The organism is Nesterenkonia sandarakina (genome assembly GCF_003003175.1).
GTDB lineage: Bacteria > Actinomycetota > Actinomycetes > Actinomycetales > Micrococcaceae > Nesterenkonia > Nesterenkonia sandarakina_A.
Window position 1 is genome coordinate 14,509 of sequence record NZ_PVTY01000012.1, and the last position, 16,047, is coordinate 30,555.

The following is a 16,047-nucleotide window of genomic DNA, read 5'->3' on the forward strand; positions in this document are numbered from 1 at the left end:
TCAAACTAGCCGCATGTGAACTCAGCACCAACTGTTCAGCGACCCCCTGACGTCTCGCGCCGGGTGAGCCGAAGCTCGTCGATATGTGTGATCGGCGCTGGAAGCGCATTGTTGAGGTATCCCGCCCTGGCGATGGCCATGGAGCCCACGGCGGAGGTGAGCAGCTGAGCGATGATCGCGATGATCGCTTTGATCAGGTTCGTTCCGCTGAAATCCATCAGCAGCGCCCCGAGGACGATGGAGGCGACGCCGAGACCTGCGGAGGTGCCGACGGCCGAGGCGCGCAGGTAGAGATCGGGAAGCTTGAACAGCCCGATCGCGGAGATGATGATCGTGGCGATGCCCAGGAAGATGAATACCAGGCCGACGATGTCGGCGAGATCGGTGAGTTCCATCAGCGGCGACCTCCTGATCCGAGTCGGGCCATCGACAGCGCCGCCATGAAGCCCAGCAGCGTGGCGATGAGGATGATGTCGAAGAGCGCCTCGATGTTGGTGCGCAGTCCGATCAGGGCGACGAAGCCGATCGTGGCGAAGAAGATCAGGTCTGCGGCGACGGCCCGGTCCATGGTGCGTGGGCCGAGCAGTCCGCGCACCGCGGCGATGACCATGCCGATCGCCAGCAGGATCAGCGCGACCTCAAGGGTCCATTCGGAGATCATCGGCTCTCACCTGTCTCCTCCAGCGGACGGACCACCGGGAGCTCGGCGGGACGGGTGAGATCCCCGGGGGCTCGGCGCGCAGCGTGCAGCATCCGGTCCTCCATCTCCTGGATCTCGCCCACCAGCTGCTCGCGGCTCTCCACGAACATCCCGTGCACGTAGAGGATCCCGTGCTCCTTGGAGATGGTGATCGTCAGGGTGCCCGGGGTGAGCGTGATCAGCGAGGAGATCAGCGTCCACTCGCTGTCGCTGCGTGAGGCGGCCGGGACCGCGACGATCGCGGGCTTCATCTTGGAGCGTCCACGTGGACGCAGCACTTCGGCGGTCACCGAGAGGTTCGCGGTGATGAACTCCTTGGCGTACCAGAGGAGGAATCCGATGATCCGAAATGGCCAACTCATCATGCTCCACTCACCGCCCTCACATAGTCCATTGGATTGAGCAGGTTCTCTGCCGCGGTCTCCGACCAGCCCATCAGCAGCTCCGCCCCGAGTCCGAAGAACAAGGTGATCCCGGCCAGCAGGATCGCGGGGAAGATCAGCTTGAAGGGGACCTTGACCGCCTGCTTGCCGGCGAGCACCGCAGAGGTGGTCGCCGTCGGCGGTCCGATGGTCAGCGTGGGGGTCTCGGCCTGCGCCTGGACCCGCAGGTAGCGCTTGCCGTGCATCCGCTGCTGATAGGTCAGCGCGCGCTCCTGGAGGTCGTCGGGCTCGGGTCCCATGAAGACGCCGGTCCAGATCTTCAGCATCGAGAGCAGCGTGAAGATCGAGACCACCACCGCGACGGCGGCCACCCAGTAGTGGGATTCGGCGAGGGTGGCCTGGATGATCGCGAACTTCGCCACGAACCCGGAGAACGGCGGCAGCCCGGCCAGCGAGAGCGCGGCGACCATGAAGGTCACTGCGATCAGCGGCTCACGTTTGAGCATGCCGCCGAGCTTGTCGATCTCCCCGGTGCCATAGGTCTCTTCGATGGCGCCCGTGGAGAGGAAGAGCGAGGCCTTCACGATCATGTGATGGAGCAGGTAGAAGATCGCGGCGGTCAGGCCCAGCAGGGTGAACAGTCCGACGCCGATCAGGATGTACCCGATCTGGCTGATCATGTGGAAGACCAGGATCGAGCGGGTGGTCTTCTCCCCGACCGCGCCGAGCACGCCGATCAGCATGGTGGCCGAGGTGATCAGCAGCGCCACCCAGAGGAAGCGCTCGTCACCGTCGAAGAGCAGCGAGTAGATCCGGTAGATCGCGTAGATCGCGACCTTGGTGTGGATCCCGGAGAACAGTGCGGTCACCGCTGGGGAGGTCATCGCGTAGGTGCGGGTCAGCCAGCCGTGGACCGGGACCACTGCGGCCTTGATCGCGATGGCGGTGAGCACCACGCCGCCGGCGAGAGCGACGGCGGGGTCGTCCTTGCCCGCGCCGTGCAGCTCCGCCAGGTTCACGGTGCCCGCGGTGGCGTAGACCAGGGCGATGCCGACCAGCAGCAGCGTGGAGGCCAGCAGGTTCACCGACACGTAGATCCGCGCGCCGTGGGCGCCGAGCTTGGCGCCCATCATGGCCAGCAGGCCATAGGAGGGCAGCAGCATGACTTCGATGAACACGAACAGGTTGAAGATGTCACCGGTCATCAGCGCACCGGAGACCCCGGCCATGAGCACCAGCACGAAGGGGTGGAAGAACCGGGCCCGGGCCTCATGGGTGGCCATGGCGAAGAGCACGCTGGCGATGGCCAGCACCGACATGATCATCAGCACCAGCGCGGAGAGCGCGTCGACCACGAACGGGATCGAGACCCCGTAGTCCCAGAGTCCGACCTGGTGGACCAGGGTCGTGCCGTCGCCGGTGGCGATCACCAGCAGCACCGCGAAGCCGAAGAGTCCGGCGAGGGTGCCGAGGCTGATCACGTGGCGGGCCAGGCGCTTCTTGCGCAGCGCCACACCCACGGCGGCCAGCAGCAGCGGGACCCCGACCGCCAGGGGCAGCAGCGGAGGAAGCATCTCAGTCATCGGGCGTCTCCCTCCTGGGTCTCGGCGGGCGTTACAGGCCCGGGGATCTTCTCCGGCCAGGGTTCTCCGGTCTCGTCCTCCCCGTGCTCGACCACGATGTCACCGGACTCGGTGGTCAGACCGAAGAAGCCGGCGTCTTTGGTGTCGCCGCGGTCCGCGGCGAGCAGCCGCGCCGGGGACACCTCCACGTCCTCGGTGTCGTCATCGGTGGTGGTGGTGATCGCCAGGGTCACCATGAACATGGTGATGGAGAAGGCGATCACGATGGCGGTCAGCACGAAGGCCTGCGGCAGCGGGTCGGCCTGTTCGCCCACCTCGCCGGAGCCCACATAGGGCACGCCGCGGAACGCGGTGTTGCCTGCGGCGAAGAGCATCAGGTTGGCGGCGTGGCTGGCCAGGACGAAGCCCAGCACGATCCGCACCATGCCGCGCTGCATGAACAGGTAGACGGCTGCGGCGGTGAGCAGCCCGACGGCGATGGCGATGCTCATCGGTCGTTCACCCCTCTCGGATCGTTCTCTGGCAGGACCCCGGGCCAGGACTCATCCGCCTGCACCTCGAAGGGAAGGTCGCCGGGGTCGGCGTGGTAGCCGGCGGGGACCTTCACCGTGGAGAAGTCCGATTCGCTGGTGCCGTGCGCCCGACGGTGCGCCTTGAGCAGCTCCGCCGGGTAGCGCTGGGCCTGGCCGAGCCGGTCCAGCGCGACGAGCACCGCACCGATCACGGCGAGGTAGATCCCGACGTCGAAGATCAGCGCCGTGGTCAGTGAGAACCCGGCGTCGGAGCCCCAAGGCATCGGAAGCCCCTCTGCGATGACGACAGGGCGCAGGAACGAGCCCTCGAGGTAGCCGGCGAGACCGGTGGCGGCTCCGACGATGATGCCGCCCACGATCACCATCGCGTAGTCGAAGCGCAGCTTCACCGAGGTGTCCGAGGGAGCCACCAGATAGCGCAGGGCGAAGAAGCCGCCGGCGACCAGCGCGGCGATGAACCCGCCGCCGGACTCGTAGTGGCCGCGCAGCAGCAGGATCAGCGAGAGCAGCACGATGAACGGCGCCATCCAGTTGAAGACGCTGCGCATGGCGGTGGTGTTGTCCCCCGGGTGGTCCAACGGGGTGCCGGACCACTGCCGGGAGGCGGGCGGCTCGTTGTCCGAGGTGGCGAAGGAGGAGTTCAGCAGCGCCAGGATCGCGAAGCCGGCGACGCCGAGCACGGTGAGCTCCCCGAAGGTGTCCAGCGCGCGGAAGTCCACCAGGATCGAGTTCACCACGTTGAGCGCGCCGGTCTCCTCGTAGGTGTTCTCCAGGTACCACTCGGCGACCGGGGTCTGTCCGCGCCGGCCGGTGAGGGCGAAGGTCGCGGCGAAGGCCATCACGCCGAAGGCCAGGGCCACCGCGATGGAGACCGCGCGTCGGGTGCGGGTGACCGCGTGGAAGCGCTTGGGCAGCTTGCGCAGCACCAGGACCAGCACCACCACGGTGAGGATCTCCACGAGCAGCTGGGTCATGCCCACATCCACCGCGCCGAGCGCGAAGTACCACGCGGCGACGACGAAGCCGGCACCACCGGCGAGCACGACGGCGGCCGCCCGGTTCTCGGCGATCACGGTGCCGGCCAGGAAGCAGACCAGCAGAGCGATCAGCACCCAGTCGGTCATCCGAGTGTTGCCGGGATCGAACTCCCCGACCTCCGGGGCGACGACCATTCCGGCGATGAACACGCCGGCCAGCAGGATGCCGGGCGCGGCCAGGTGCACTCCGTGCATGTCTGTGCGGGTGATGTCACCGACCCGACGGCCGAAGTTGATCACGCCCAGGCGCATCGACTCGACCGCTTCGACACCGGTGAAGGGCAGGATCCTGCGCGGAATCAGGTCGTCGAGCCGGGCGCGCAGCGCGACGGCGAGCAGCCCGCCGCCGACGATCACCGCCGAGAGCAGCAGCTCGGTGTTGAAGCCGTGCCAGAGCGCGAACTCTGCCGCGTAGGTCCCGGTCTGGGCGTCCTCGCCGGCCCGGGTGAGAAGTCCGTCGAAGACGAACGGGATGAAGCCGAGCACCAGGCCGGCGGCGGCGGGCAGCAGCGCCGGGAGGTAGAAGCTGGCCGGGGCCTCGTGGGGCGTGGCCGGGTCGATCGGCTCGTGGAACTCGTCCTTGGCTCCGGCGCCGGTGTAGCCGGTGAACGCACCGAGGACGATGCGCCCGCAGTAGGCGAAGGTGCCGATCGCGGCGAGCACTGCCATGCACGTCAGCGTCCAGGTCAGTGCGGCGGGCATGTCGGCGGAGAGGAACCCGGCGAGCAGGTGCTCCTTGGAGACGAAGCCCAGCAGCGGCGGGACCCCGGCCATCGAGAGCGAGGAGATCACGGTGACCACCAGCGAGACCCGCATGGTCTTGCTCAGCCCGTTGAGCCGGCGGATGTCTCGCGAGTGGGCTTCGTGCTCGATGATGCCGACCATCATGAACAGCGCGGATTTGAACAAGGCATGGGCGATGACGTGGATCGTGGCGGCCACCAGAGCGGTGGGGGTGCCGATGCCGATGACGGCGACCAGGAAGCCCAGCTGAGAGACCGTGGAATAGGCCATGATCTCTTTGATGTCATGGCGCTGCATCGCGAAGAGCGCACCCATCAGGGCCGTGGTAAGACCACAGCTGATCAGGAGCACCTGCCAGAGCGTGGAGTCTGCGAAGACCGGGGAGAAGCGCAGCAGCAGGTAGATGCCGGCCTTGACCATGGCGGCGGCGTGCAGATAGGCGGAGACCGGTGCCGGGGCGACCATCGCATCGGGCAGCCACAGGTGGAAGGGGAACTGCGCGGACTTGGTGAACGCGGCGAAGGCGATGAGCACCGCGACCACGGAGGTGAAGGTGGTGTTGTCCTGCCAGGCGGTGTGGCTCAGCGCCTCGGACATCCGGGTGGTGCCGGTCTCGACGATGATCAGCAGCACCGCGGTGAGCAGGCCCAGCCCGCCGGCGGCGGTGATCAGCAGCGTGCGCTGGGCCGGGGCAGCGGCCTTGTCTCCGGAGCGGTTGATCAGGAAGAAGGAGCACAGCGTGGTGAACTCCCAGAACACGAAGAGCAGGATCAGGTCATCAGCGATGACCATGCCGCTCATCGCGAAGACGAACATCAGCATCCACAGGTAGTAGTCCGAGGTCTTCTTCTTGACCGAGAAGTACCGCGCGGAGTAAGCCATCACCAGCGCGCCGATGAAGAGGATCAGGAGCAGGAAGACCATGCCGAGCCCGTCCAGGCGCAGGCTGAGCCCGACGTCGATGGTCGGGATCCAGGGCAGGTGCTCCTCGAACACTCCCCCGTCGATCAGGGTGCTCAGCCACGGCAGCGTGGCCACCCCGATGCCGGTCAGTGCCACGGCGGCGAAGAAGCCGGTGTCGCGTCCGAGGGCGCGGTGGACGACGACGGCGATGGGGACCAGGGCCAGGGTCAGCAGAAGGAGCACCATGAGCGTCATCGACGGACCACCGCCGGCGCCCCTGAGCGCATGGAAGGTCTTCGCAGGTGCATGGTGCCTCCAGTCGGTGCGGGGTGAAACGGCGCGGTGAAGCTCATCGCCGACCAGTCTTCCCGGCACACCAGTGATCGACTATATCCATCGAGCTGATCTCTCAGCAATTGAGTCCTGATCATGGAGGGCGGACCATGCTCCGGTGTGTTCCGTGCTACAGCGACGGTGCATCGCCGCTGATCAATCTCCGCGCCGGGGTCCGGTGCGGAATCTGTCTCGTCTCCGGGAGCGTCACTGCTCCTCGACGACGCCGCAGGCCATGCGGCTGCCGGAGTCCCCGTTGGCCAGGGTCTCCGCGTCGGGGCCGAAGTAGCGCTCCGGGACGTTGCCGTGGTTGTCCGGCTGGGCGTGGACGATGACGGAGCTGCCTTCATCGCCGAGCAGGTCGTCCGGGACCAGCCGATCGCTCACCAGGCTCAGCCAGCCGGTGCGGTCCTCGTTGACCAGCAGGTTGGGCAGGTCCCCGGCGTGGTCCGGGTGGGTCACGGCCTCGGGCTCTGTGGGTGGGATCTCTTCAGAGAGGTCATCGAGGTTGGTCTCGGCCGGCTCCTCGGGGGCCTCCTCACCCTCCACGATGCCCATGTCTTCCTCCGTGGTCCCGACGAGGTGTCCGCCGGAGGACTCGAAGTCGCCGAAGACCCCGGAGTCCGAGCTGGACTGGGGTTCGCACACTCCGCGCTCGTGGATGGTGATGCCGCGGAAGCCGGCGTCGAGGTCGTGCACCTCGGCCTCGATGAGCACGCCGTTCTCCACCTCGGTGAAGCTCACCGTCCCGATGCCGTTGGAGGCCATGTCGGTGAGCTCCGCCGTCGCGAAGGGGTCCTCGGATCCGCTCGGTCCGGCCTGCGCGTCCTGTGCACCGCTCTCAGCGTCTCCGCCGTCCTCGGTGTCTGCGCCGTCGCCGGTCGCCCCGTCGTCCTGCGTGTCCGCGTCGACCTGCGCGGCGTCGTCGTCGTTGCCGGAGGCACTGCCCTGGTCCCCGTCGCCGCAGCCCGCCAGGGTGAGCGCGGCGAGCAGGCCGATCCCGGTCAGCGGCATGCCGCGGAGCCTGCGTGCGGAGGATCTCAGGGGTGGAGTGCTCATGAGCGCACAGCTTACCGGCCACCCTGCCCGGTCACGACTTTCCGCCCGGATCCTGGGAGTCTCGGCATCCGCTGGGATCCGGGCCTCGCGCTCAGGCGTGGGTGTGGGTCTCCCCGGCGGCGATGCTGGGCGGCTCGAGCTGGAAGGTGGAGTGCTCCACCGCGACGTCGAAGTGTTCGGCCACGCAGGTCTTGAGTCTGCTCAGGGTCTCCGGCACGCAGCCTTCACGGAAGCAGGCATCGTCGAGCACCACGTGGGCGGAGATCACGGGCAGTCCGGTGGCGACGGTGGAGGCATGCAGGTCATGGACGTCCTGGACATGGTCCTGGGCCAGCATGTGTTCCCGAACCTTCTCCAGGTCGAGCCCGCGCGGGGCGAACTCCAGGAGCACCCGGGCGGTCTCGCGCAGCAGCAGCAGCGCGCGCGGGATGATCAGTGCCGCGATGACCAGCGCGGCGACGGCGTCGGCCTGCTGCCAGCCGGTGCTCCAGATGACGACGGCGGCGATCATCACCGAGAGCGACCCCAGCGCGTCGGCGCTGACCTCGAGGAAGGCGGCTCGCATGTTCAGGTTGGCCTTGCGGCCCGAGGCGAGCACCAGCAGCGAGATGACGTTGCCGGCCAGGCCCACCGCGCCGAAGAGCAGCAGCTCCAGGTGCATGATGACCGGTGGGGCGCCGAGCCGACTGACCCCTTCGACCGCGGCGTAGATCCCGACGCTCAGCAGCAGCGTCGCCTGCAGCAGGCCGGCCAGGATCTCCACCCGACGGAATCCCCAGGTGCGCTGGGCGGTGGCCGCCCGGTACATCAGCCCCGCCGCGATCAGCGCGACGCCCAGACCGATGCTGTCGGTGAGTGAGTGCACCGCATCGGTGAGCAGCGCGAGCGACCCGGTGACCCAGGCGCCGATGGCCTGGGCCAGGACGATTCCGACGGTGATCGCGCACGCGATGGCCAGTCGGCGGCCGTGGGAGCGCGCGCGTTCCGGAGTCTCGGCGGAGTTCTCGGCGCCGGCGCGGGCGCCATGGTCGTGATGGTGCATCGTAGGTCTATTCTCCCCAGTTCATCCGGGATCTCCTAAGCTGCGAGCCGGACGCAGAAGCGTTCTCAGCAAGCCGGTGCGCTAGAGTCACCAAATGGTTGCTCAAAGAAACTATGTAGTCAGCAATGCCCACATCCTGCCGATCAGCGGTGAGCCCTTCGACGGCTCCCTGGTGGTCACCGAGGGCAAGATCGCGGCCCTCGGACCGGACGTGGATCACCCCGCCGGGCACGAGGTCATCGATGCGGCAGGCGGCTGGGTGCTGCCCGGGCTGATCGATGCCCACGTGCACCTGGGCGTGCACGAGGAGGGCGAGGGCTGGGCCGGGGCCGATGTCAACGAGACCACCGATCCGGTGACCGCCGCGGTCCGCGCGCTGGATGCGATCAACCCGGCAGAGATCGGCTTCGCCGACGCCCGATCCGCCGGCATCACCACGGTCAACGTGAATCCCGGGTCGGCGAATCCCATCGGCGGACTCGCCGTGGCGCTGAAGACCCAGGGGCGGATCGTCGATGAGATGGTGCTGCGCTCCCCCTCGGGCCTGAAGTCGGCCCTGGGCGAGAACCCGAAGCGGGTCCATGGAGAGCGCAAGCAGACCCCGAACACCCGGCTCGGGGTCGCGATGACCATCCGCAAGGCCTTCACCGAGGCCAAGAACTGGCAGGCCAAGGATCCGGCGGACCGGCCGGGCGATCTGGTCTCCGAGGCGCTGGCGATGGTGCTCGACCGCAAGATCCCGTGGCGGCAGCACTGCCACCGCGCCGATGACATCGCCACCGCGCTGCGCCTGGCCGATGAGTTCGGCTACGAGCTGGTCCTGGACCACGGCACCGAGTCCTATAAGCTCGCCGACGTCATCGCCGAGCGCGGCATCCCGGTGCTCTATGGGCCGATGATCGTCTCGCGCTCCAAGGTGGAGGTCCGCGACCGCAGCCCCAAGGCCCCGGGCATCCTTGCCCGCGCCGGGGTGAAGGTCTCGATCATCACCGATCACCCGGTGGTGCCGATCGAGTTCCTGATCCACCAGGCGGCGCTGGCGGTGCGCGAAGGCATGGACCCGGTGGAGGCGCTTCGAGCGATCACGATCAATCCGGCGGAGGTGCTCGGGGTGGCAGATCGCGTGGGGACCCTGGAGCCGGGCAAGGACGCTGATCTGGCGCTCTGGTCCGGGGATCCGCTGAACACCAGGAACCGGGTCCAGCACACCTGGATCGACGGGGAGCTGGTGTTCTCCCACGAGCCGGCCGACTCCGCAGCCTGATCCATCGGGCTCCGCGGCCCGACCCGCACTCCAGGCCCCGCTCCGCTCAATCCGAGAGGGCCGGGGCCTGGTGACTGACCCGAGAGGATGTTTGACTGGGCGCATGACTGAACCCCCCTCCTCGCCCGATTCCGAACAGCCGCTGGCTCCCTCAGGCTGCACCACCGGAACCCACGCGCAGATCACCGGTCGGGTGCAGGGGGTGGCATATCGCGCGGCCGCGAAGGCGGAGGCCGATGACCTTGGACTGATCGGCTGGGTGAGGAACATCTCCGACGGCGCGGTGGAGCTGCTCGTCGGCGGAGACGGACCAGCGGTGGACGCGCTGCTGCGCTGGGCCGCCAAGGGGCCCGAAGCCGCAGACGTGGACGACGTCGAGCAGCGCGAAGCCACCGAGCAGGACCTGGCCTCGCTGCCCCGGGCAGGCTTCGAGATCCGCCGCTGAGCAGACTTCGCTCGAGCGCCCCGCGAGCTGCCGCAGCAGGCCGGGCCGAGCTGCGGCCAGCCGGTCGTCAGCTGCAGTCAGCCCGCTGCGATCAGCCTGCTTCAGGGACCGTGAGCCCCAGCTCCGCCGGCGGCACGGCTTCTTCTCCGAGCAGGTGCTCGGCGAGGAATCCGGAGACCACCTGGTACCAGATCTTCGCGTGCGCCGGGCTGAGCACCCAGTGGTTCTCGTCCGGGAAGTAGAGGAACCGGTGCGCGGTCTTCCCGTCCTCGTCGGCCGGCAGCCCGGACTTCGCCAGCAGCTCGTACCAGAGCCGCAGACCTTCCCCGATCGGCACCCGGTAGTCCTTGTCGCCGTGGATGACCAGCATCGGGGTCACGATCTTCTCCACGTGCAGATGCGGCGAGTGCTCGGCCGCCATCCGCTCGTCGAGCTCGTTGCGCCAGTAGGAGGCCATGTCCGTGGTGGGCCCGAACTGGTCCAGCGCCCACAGCGAGGCGTGGGTGACGATCGCGGAGAACCGGTCCGTCTGCCCGGCGATCCAGTTCGCCATGTACCCGCCGAAGGAGCCGCCCAGCGCCGCGGTGCGAGTGGGGTCGATGTCCTCGCGGGCCTCAGTGACGTCGGTGATCGCCATCAGATCGGTGAAGGGGTGTCCGCCCCAGGAGTTCCAGCCGCGCTGGACGAAGTCCTGGCCGTAGCCGGTGGACAGCGCCGGATCCGGCAGCAGCACCGCATAGCCCTGTTCCACCATCAGCCAGGGGTTCCAGCGCCAGGTCCAGGCGTTCCAGGAGTTCAACGGTCCGCCGTGGATCCATAGCAGCAGCGGCGCCGGCTGCTGCGCGGAGGCCTCGGCGGGAAGCGCGAGCCAGGCGCGCACCGGCGCCCCGTCGGCCCCGGCGGCGGTGACCTCGGTCAGGCGCCCGGGCAGCGCTGGACGCACATGCGGGTTCTGCAGCCGGGCGGTCTCCCCGGTGGCGAGATCGATCGAGACGACCTCTTCGGGGTGGGCGTAGCTCGAACGCACCCCGTAGGCGGTGCCGCCCTCAGGGTGCACGACGACGGCGGAGTAGGTCGCGTCCTCGGTGGTGACCTGCTGCACCGCTCCGGTCGAGGCGTCCACGCGGAAGACCGGACCGCGTCCGCCCTGATCGGCCAGCGCGAGCAGCCCGGAGCCGTCCGGCAGCCAGGCGGCGGGGCTGAGCCACAGGTCGGCGGCCTCGGCGAGCCGGGTCAGCGCACCTGTGTGCAGGTCCAGCAGATGCAGCTGTGGCTGCGGGGCCCGCTGCGGAGTCGGCTGTGCAGAGCGCACGACGGCGGCGATCCGGCCATCCGGACTGATCACCCCGGTGCTGAAGGTGTATCCGGGCTGATCGGCGATGATCCGGCGCTCCCCGTTGGACACGTCGACCACGGCCAGAGCGGTGCGCTGATCGGCCCCCGCCTCGGGCACGATCACGCTGATCAGCGCGGTCGTGCCATCGGGGCTGAGCTGCACCTCGCCGCCGAAGCGCGCGCCGAGGCCCTCGGTGAGCTGGCGCAGGGTGGCCTGCTCGGAATCCCCCGTGACGGGTGCGCCGTCGTCGTCGGACTCGGGTGCGGACTCCAGGGCGAACAGGCTCGGGCGGGCCGGACCGAGGTCGTGGTCCCAGAAGCGCACCGGGTAGCCGGTGTGCAGGATGGCCTTGACGGAGGCCTCCTCGCGCTGGGTGTGCAGCTGCTTGTGCTCCTCCTCGGTGTGGGCGCCCGGGAGCAGCGGCGCGCTGACCAGGACCACCTCGGACCGCTGGGCGCAGTGGGGCTGGCTCACGCCGCCCGGTCGGCGATGGATCAGCACCGATTCGCCGCCGTCGGCGGGGAGCTTGTAGAGCGCGGAGCCCTTCTCCGCTGCGGTCTCCCCCGGGCGGACTGAGGTGAAGTAGAGATCGCCCGAGGCGGAGAAGCCTGGAGCCGCTTCACCCTTGGCGCTGCGGGTGAGACGCCGCGCGGCACGGCTGCCGCTGGGGTCGATCTCCCAGAGGGCGCCGCTGTAGCCGTCTCCGGCCGTATTGACCGTGGAGACCGTGGTGACCAGGCGTGACCCGTCGGGGCTGAGCGTCAGGCCGCTGAGCCGGGGGTGGGCGACGTAGTGGTCCAGATCGGAGAAGATGCGCGAACTCTGCTGTGTCATGACCTTGTTCTACCAGCCTCCACGGCCACATGGTTGCATTGTGCAACTACCGGCGTGGTGGACAGCGATACCCTGGTGTGCGTGACCTCTGAGATGGCGACCGGGCCCGTGACCGGCGACGACGGACTGGCCCGCACCCCCTGGGCGCTGGGCAGCGAGATGATGCGCCGCTACTACGACACCGAGTGGGGCATGCCGATCCGCGAGGAGCGAGGGCTCTTCGAGCGGCTCAGCCTGGAAGGGTTCCAGTCCGGACTCTCCTGGTCCACGATCCTGTCCAAGCGGGAGAACTTCCGGGCGGCCTTCGCGGGCTTCGATCCTGAGCTGGTCGCGGAGTTCGCCGAGGCCGATGTCCAGAGGCTGCTCGGTGACGCCGGGATCATCCGGCATCGCGGCAAGATCAGCGCGACGATCGGCAACGCGCGGGCGACCCTTGCGCTGCGGGATCACGGTGGCCTCTCGGCGCTGATCTGGTCGTTCAAGCCCGAGCAGACTCCTGTGCCGACGACCATGGACGAGGTGCCCACCAGATCGGCGGAGTCCGAGGCGCTGGCGAAGCGGCTGAAGGCCGAGGGCTTTCGGTTCGTCGGGCCCACCACCGCCTTCGCGCTGATGGAGGCCATCGGGATGGTGGACACGCACCTTCTCGGCTCCTACCGCCGGGGCGCCTCCGGGGTGTCGTTCAGCAACCAGCCCGGCTGAGCCCGGGTCCGCTGGTGAGCGAGAGCCGCTGGTGATTCAGAGCCGCTGGTGATTCAGCGCGGGCGCTGGAGCTCGATGACGCGGTCCATGTCGTCGTCCGGGGCGAGCCGGTTCCGGTCCACCTGCCCGCACCGCGTGCAGCGGTGCAGCAGCAGGAAGCCCTTCTTGCCGGTGTGGTCCACCCCCACCGGTTCCATCGCGGCCCCGCAGTCGGCGGCGCGATCCCCGGGGGTGATGTCCACGTGCCGGGAGTACAGGCAGCGTGGGCAGTGGTTCCGATAGCTGCCGCCGAGCTGCCTGGGGATGAGCTGCCCGCAGTGGATGCAGTCGAAGCCGGTGTTCTCGGCCTCCCTGCTCATGCCGTCGGCGCGCTCGGTCCGGCGTCGGACGTCGACGCCTCGGCGGGCAGCGCGTGCTGAGCCATCGCGGTGGAGTACATGCACACCGTGGCGGCAGTGGCCACGTTCAAGGACTCGGCGGCCCCGAAGAGCGGGATCGCCACGCGCTGATCGGCCAGCTCACGCTCGGCGTGGGTCAGTCCGTGGGCCTCGTGGCCGAACAGCCAGAGCGTGGGAGCTGCGGGCGTGGCCAGCTCGGGGAGCTGGGTCTCGCCCCGTCCGTCGGCGGCGAGCACCTGGAAGCCCTTGGCGCGGGCCGCCTCGGTCAGATCTGCGGCGTCGATGCCGGTGAAGATCGGCACGTGGAAGTGCGAGCCGGCGGCAGATCGGACGACCTTGGGGCTCCAGGGATCGACGGTCCCTGCCGAGAGCACCACGGCGCCGGCGCCGGCCGCATCTGCGGTGCGGATGATCGTGCCGGCATTGCCGGGATCCTGCAGCCGCAGCATCGCCGCGACCTGTCCGGTGCCCGCGGCGACCTTCTCGAGCTGGGCGTCCAGCGCTTCCCGTGCGGTGCTGACCGACGGGATGCGGCAGACGGCGAGCATGCCCTGGGAGGTCTCGGCGTCGCCCATGGCGCGCAGCGCCTCCGGGGTGGCCTCGCGCAGGAAGGGCCGGGCGTTCGAGGGGAGCTGGGTCTCGGGGTTGAAGAGCACACCGCGCATCCGGTCCAGCAGCGCGAGCACATCGGGGTGACGCTGAAGCGCGGCGGGATCGAAGAAGAGCGCGTCCAGCTCCGGGAAGGGCTGCGGGCCCAGCTCCTGCTCCCACTGGCGCAGCCAGATAATGAGTGCTTCGCGGACCGGCTGGGGCCCCTCAGCCAGGAAGAGTCCCTGCTTCTGCCGCGCGGACCGGCCGGCGAGAGCCGCCACGCGACGGACGCGATCAGACTTCGGGTTGTCGACGAGCTCGGGGTCGATCTGCTGGGACATGGTTCTCTCTTCTCCTGCTGTGGGGACTGCTCATGCTTCGAGGGGTGCTGCGGAGGTGGCGCTGTCTCGATGTGGTGCTGGCATGCAGAAGGCGCCGCCTCCCGGTGAGGAGACGGCGCCTTCAGCCACACGGATCGAGTCAGACTCGAGCGGCGTTGACGTCCTGCGGGAGCGCCTTGCGGGCGGTCTCGACCAGAACGCCGAACGAGTTGGCGTCGTAGACGGCCAGTTCGGCCAGCATGCGGCGATCAACCTCGACGCCAGCGGCCTTCAGGCCCTGGATGAAGCGGTTGTAGGTCATGCCGTGCGAGCGGGAGGCAGCGTTGATGCGCTGGATCCACAGGCGACGGAAGTCACCCTTGCGCTTCTTGCGGTGCTGGTAGTTATAGACGTACGAGTGCAGCAGCTGCTCTTTTGCCTTGCGGTAAAGGCGTGAGCGCTGTCCGCGGTAGCCGGAGGCCCTGTCCAGGACCTTGCGGCGCTTCTTATGGCCATTGACGGCCCTCTTCACACGTGCCACGTGATATCTCCTTGAGTCTTAAAGTCTTCGGTGATGAACGTGCTGAGGCTCAGATGCCCAGCATCCGCTTGATGCGCTTCTCGTCAGCCTTGGTGACGAGCTGGTCACTGGCCAGGCGGCGCTTCAGGCGTGAAGACTTGTGCTCCAGGTAGTGGCGACGGTTGGCCTGCTGGCGCTTGAGCTTGCCAGAACCGGTCAGCTTGAACCGCTTCTTGGCCCCGCTGTGGGTCTTCATCTTCGGCATGGTGCCGTTCTCCTTATGTCGTTCGGACCTGCAACGCCTGTGCTCTCCAGCAGCGAGCCGAAGCTCATCCACTGACGCGGCGGCGCAGAGGTGGGTCGTCGCAGCGTGGTCGAGGCTGCTTGCGCAGCGACGCGGTCCACGCTTCGGACCCCTTTTTGGGTGGTGGTGACAGCGCCTTGCGGAGCTGACACACAAACCAGCGCACCAGTCTACGTCATGAGAGTGGTGCGCGGGTTCACCGTGAGGAGAGAAGCCCTCTAGAGGTTCTTCAGCTCATCCGGCAGATAATCGGCCATGGAGTTCGAGAGCGGCGTCGCATCCTTCTTCTCCGTGGGCAGGCGCTCCGCGTTCTTCCGCGAGCGGCGCTCGTTCTTCACCTTGGGAGCCTCGGCCGTGGCGTCAGCCTCGGAGGGCTCCTCCTTCTTGGCCTGGTTCTTCGCCGCTGCCTTGGCCTCAGCCTTGGTCTTGAGCGGACCGATGACCATCACCATGTGGCGGCCGTCCTGGCGCGGGGAGGATTCCACGGCGCCGAGATCGGCGACGTCCTGGGAGAAGCGCTGCAAGAGGCGAACGCCCATCTCGGGGCGCTGCTGCTCGCGACCGCGGAACTGGATCATGGCCTTGACCTTGTCACCGGCTTCCAGGAAGCGGCGGGCATGCCCGACCTTGGTGTTGTAGTCGTGGTCATCGATCTTGAGTCGGAAGCGGACCTCCTTGAGCACCGTGGTGCTCTGGTTCTTCCGTGACTCACGGGCCTTGACCGCTGCTTCGTACTTGTACTTGCCGAAATCCATCAGCTTGCAGACGGGAGGTTTGGCCTGGGGCGCGACCTCAACCAGATCCAGATCGGACTCCGTGGCGAGACGCAGGGCGTCTTCGATCCGCACGACGCCCACCTGCTCCCCCTGGGGGCCGACAAGGCGGACTTCTGGTACGCGGATGCGTTCGTTGATGCGTGGTTCGCTGATCTGTCTAGCTCCTGTTGTGAGGAATTCGGTGAATGGGGAGTCATCGGTCAGTCCGCGCACTGTGCGCAACTGGGCAGATATCGCCGT

17 protein-coding genes are annotated in these 16,047 nt (G+C 68.2%); 3 read left to right on the forward strand and 14 right to left on the reverse strand.

Annotation, left to right across the window (positions count from 1 at the left end; all coding sequences use genetic code 11):
• Nucleotides 1–35 precede the first annotated feature (35 nt).
• The 8 genes from BCL67_RS10610 to BCL67_RS10645 all read right to left on the reverse strand — a co-directional run bounded on the left by BCL67_RS10610 (nt 36) and on the right by BCL67_RS10645 (nt 8,317).
• Nucleotides 36–395, reverse strand: a complete 360-nt coding sequence (locus tag BCL67_RS10610) for a cation:proton antiporter (protein WP_258174970.1) — start codon at nt 393–395, stop codon at nt 36–38.
• The gene (locus BCL67_RS10615; protein ID WP_036474080.1) at nt 395–661 is read right to left on the reverse strand and encodes a monovalent cation/H+ antiporter complex subunit F; all 267 of its coding nucleotides are present in this window, start codon (nt 659–661) and stop codon (nt 395–397) included. Before BCL67_RS10615 ends, BCL67_RS10610 begins: the two co-directional genes overlap by 1 nt.
• Nucleotides 658–1,062 carry a Na+/H+ antiporter subunit E gene (locus tag BCL67_RS10620; RefSeq protein ID WP_181255979.1) on the reverse strand — a complete coding sequence of 135 codons (405 nt, stop codon included), beginning with the start codon at nt 1,060–1,062 and terminating at the stop codon, nt 658–660. The genes BCL67_RS10615 and BCL67_RS10620 overlap by 4 nt, the downstream gene beginning before the upstream one ends.
• Nucleotides 1,062–2,666: a monovalent cation/H+ antiporter subunit D family protein gene (locus BCL67_RS10625; protein ID WP_219886491.1), complete on the reverse strand. Its 1,605-nt coding sequence runs from the start codon at nt 2,664–2,666 to the stop codon at nt 1,062–1,064. Before BCL67_RS10625 ends, BCL67_RS10620 begins: the two co-directional genes overlap by 1 nt.
• Complete coding sequence (locus BCL67_RS10630) at nt 2,663–3,157, reverse strand: sodium:proton antiporter (RefSeq protein WP_106123419.1); 495 nt, start codon at nt 3,155–3,157, stop codon at nt 2,663–2,665. Before BCL67_RS10630 ends, BCL67_RS10625 begins: the two co-directional genes overlap by 4 nt.
• Nucleotides 3,154–6,129, reverse strand: coding sequence for a DUF4040 family protein (locus BCL67_RS10635; protein ID WP_258174972.1), 2,976 nt, complete (start codon nt 6,127–6,129; stop codon nt 3,154–3,156). The genes BCL67_RS10630 and BCL67_RS10635 overlap by 4 nt, the downstream gene beginning before the upstream one ends.
• Nucleotides 6,130–6,423: 294 nt before the next feature.
• A complete protein-coding gene (locus BCL67_RS10640; protein WP_146131136.1) occupies nt 6,424–7,275 on the reverse strand; it encodes a superoxide dismutase family protein in 852 nt (283 codons plus the stop codon).
• A 91-nt stretch (nt 7,276–7,366) separates the two neighbouring features.
• A complete protein-coding gene (locus BCL67_RS10645) occupies nt 7,367–8,317 on the reverse strand; it encodes a cation diffusion facilitator family transporter (RefSeq protein WP_106123421.1) in 951 nt (316 codons plus the stop codon).
• Nucleotides 8,318–8,411: 94 nt separating this feature from the next.
• On the opposite strand from BCL67_RS10645, the gene BCL67_RS10650 reads away from it, so the two are divergent.
• Together BCL67_RS10650 and BCL67_RS10655 are read left to right on the forward strand one after the other, a co-directional pair.
• On the forward strand, nt 8,412–9,581 hold the full coding sequence (locus tag BCL67_RS10650) for an amidohydrolase (RefSeq protein ID WP_106123422.1): 1,170 nt from the start codon (nt 8,412–8,414) through the stop codon (nt 9,579–9,581).
• A 103-nt stretch (nt 9,582–9,684) separates the two neighbouring features.
• On the forward strand, nt 9,685–10,026 hold the full coding sequence (locus BCL67_RS10655) for an acylphosphatase (protein ID WP_106123423.1): 342 nt from the start codon (nt 9,685–9,687) through the stop codon (nt 10,024–10,026).
• 91 nt (nt 10,027–10,117) lie between these two features.
• On the opposite strand, the gene BCL67_RS10660 is transcribed toward BCL67_RS10655, so the two are convergent.
• Nucleotides 10,118–12,196, reverse strand: coding sequence for a S9 family peptidase (locus tag BCL67_RS10660; protein ID WP_106123424.1), 2,079 nt, complete (start codon nt 12,194–12,196; stop codon nt 10,118–10,120).
• A 93-nt stretch (nt 12,197–12,289) separates the two neighbouring features.
• On the opposite strand from BCL67_RS10660, the gene BCL67_RS10665 reads away from it, so the two are divergent.
• On the forward strand, nt 12,290–12,898 hold the full coding sequence (locus tag BCL67_RS10665; protein ID WP_106123496.1) for a DNA-3-methyladenine glycosylase I: 609 nt from the start codon (nt 12,290–12,292) through the stop codon (nt 12,896–12,898).
• 53 nt (nt 12,899–12,951) lie between these two features.
• Here the strand turns inward: BCL67_RS10665 and BCL67_RS10670 are convergent, their stop codons facing one another.
• The 5 genes from BCL67_RS10670 to infC form a co-directional block, all read right to left on the reverse strand.
• Nucleotides 12,952–13,257, reverse strand: coding sequence for an RNHCP domain-containing protein (locus BCL67_RS10670; protein ID WP_106123425.1), 306 nt, complete (start codon nt 13,255–13,257; stop codon nt 12,952–12,954).
• On the reverse strand, nt 13,254–14,228 hold the full coding sequence (locus BCL67_RS10675) for a TrmH family RNA methyltransferase (protein WP_106123426.1): 975 nt from the start codon (nt 14,226–14,228) through the stop codon (nt 13,254–13,256). The genes BCL67_RS10670 and BCL67_RS10675 overlap by 4 nt, the downstream gene beginning before the upstream one ends.
• A gap of 139 nt (nt 14,229–14,367) precedes the next feature.
• On the reverse strand, nt 14,368–14,748 hold the full coding sequence (rplT, locus tag BCL67_RS10680; RefSeq protein ID WP_036474094.1) for a 50S ribosomal protein L20: 381 nt from the start codon (nt 14,746–14,748) through the stop codon (nt 14,368–14,370).
• Between the two features lie 49 nt (nt 14,749–14,797).
• Nucleotides 14,798–14,992 (reverse strand): 50S ribosomal protein L35, encoded by a 195-nt coding sequence (gene rpmI, locus BCL67_RS10685; protein ID WP_106123427.1) that lies wholly within the window; start codon nt 14,990–14,992, stop codon nt 14,798–14,800.
• Between the two features lie 257 nt (nt 14,993–15,249).
• Nucleotides 15,250–15,960, reverse strand: a complete 711-nt coding sequence (infC, locus tag BCL67_RS10690; protein ID WP_106123497.1) for a translation initiation factor IF-3 — start codon at nt 15,958–15,960, stop codon at nt 15,250–15,252.
• Nucleotides 15,961–16,047: the final 87 nt, after the last annotated feature.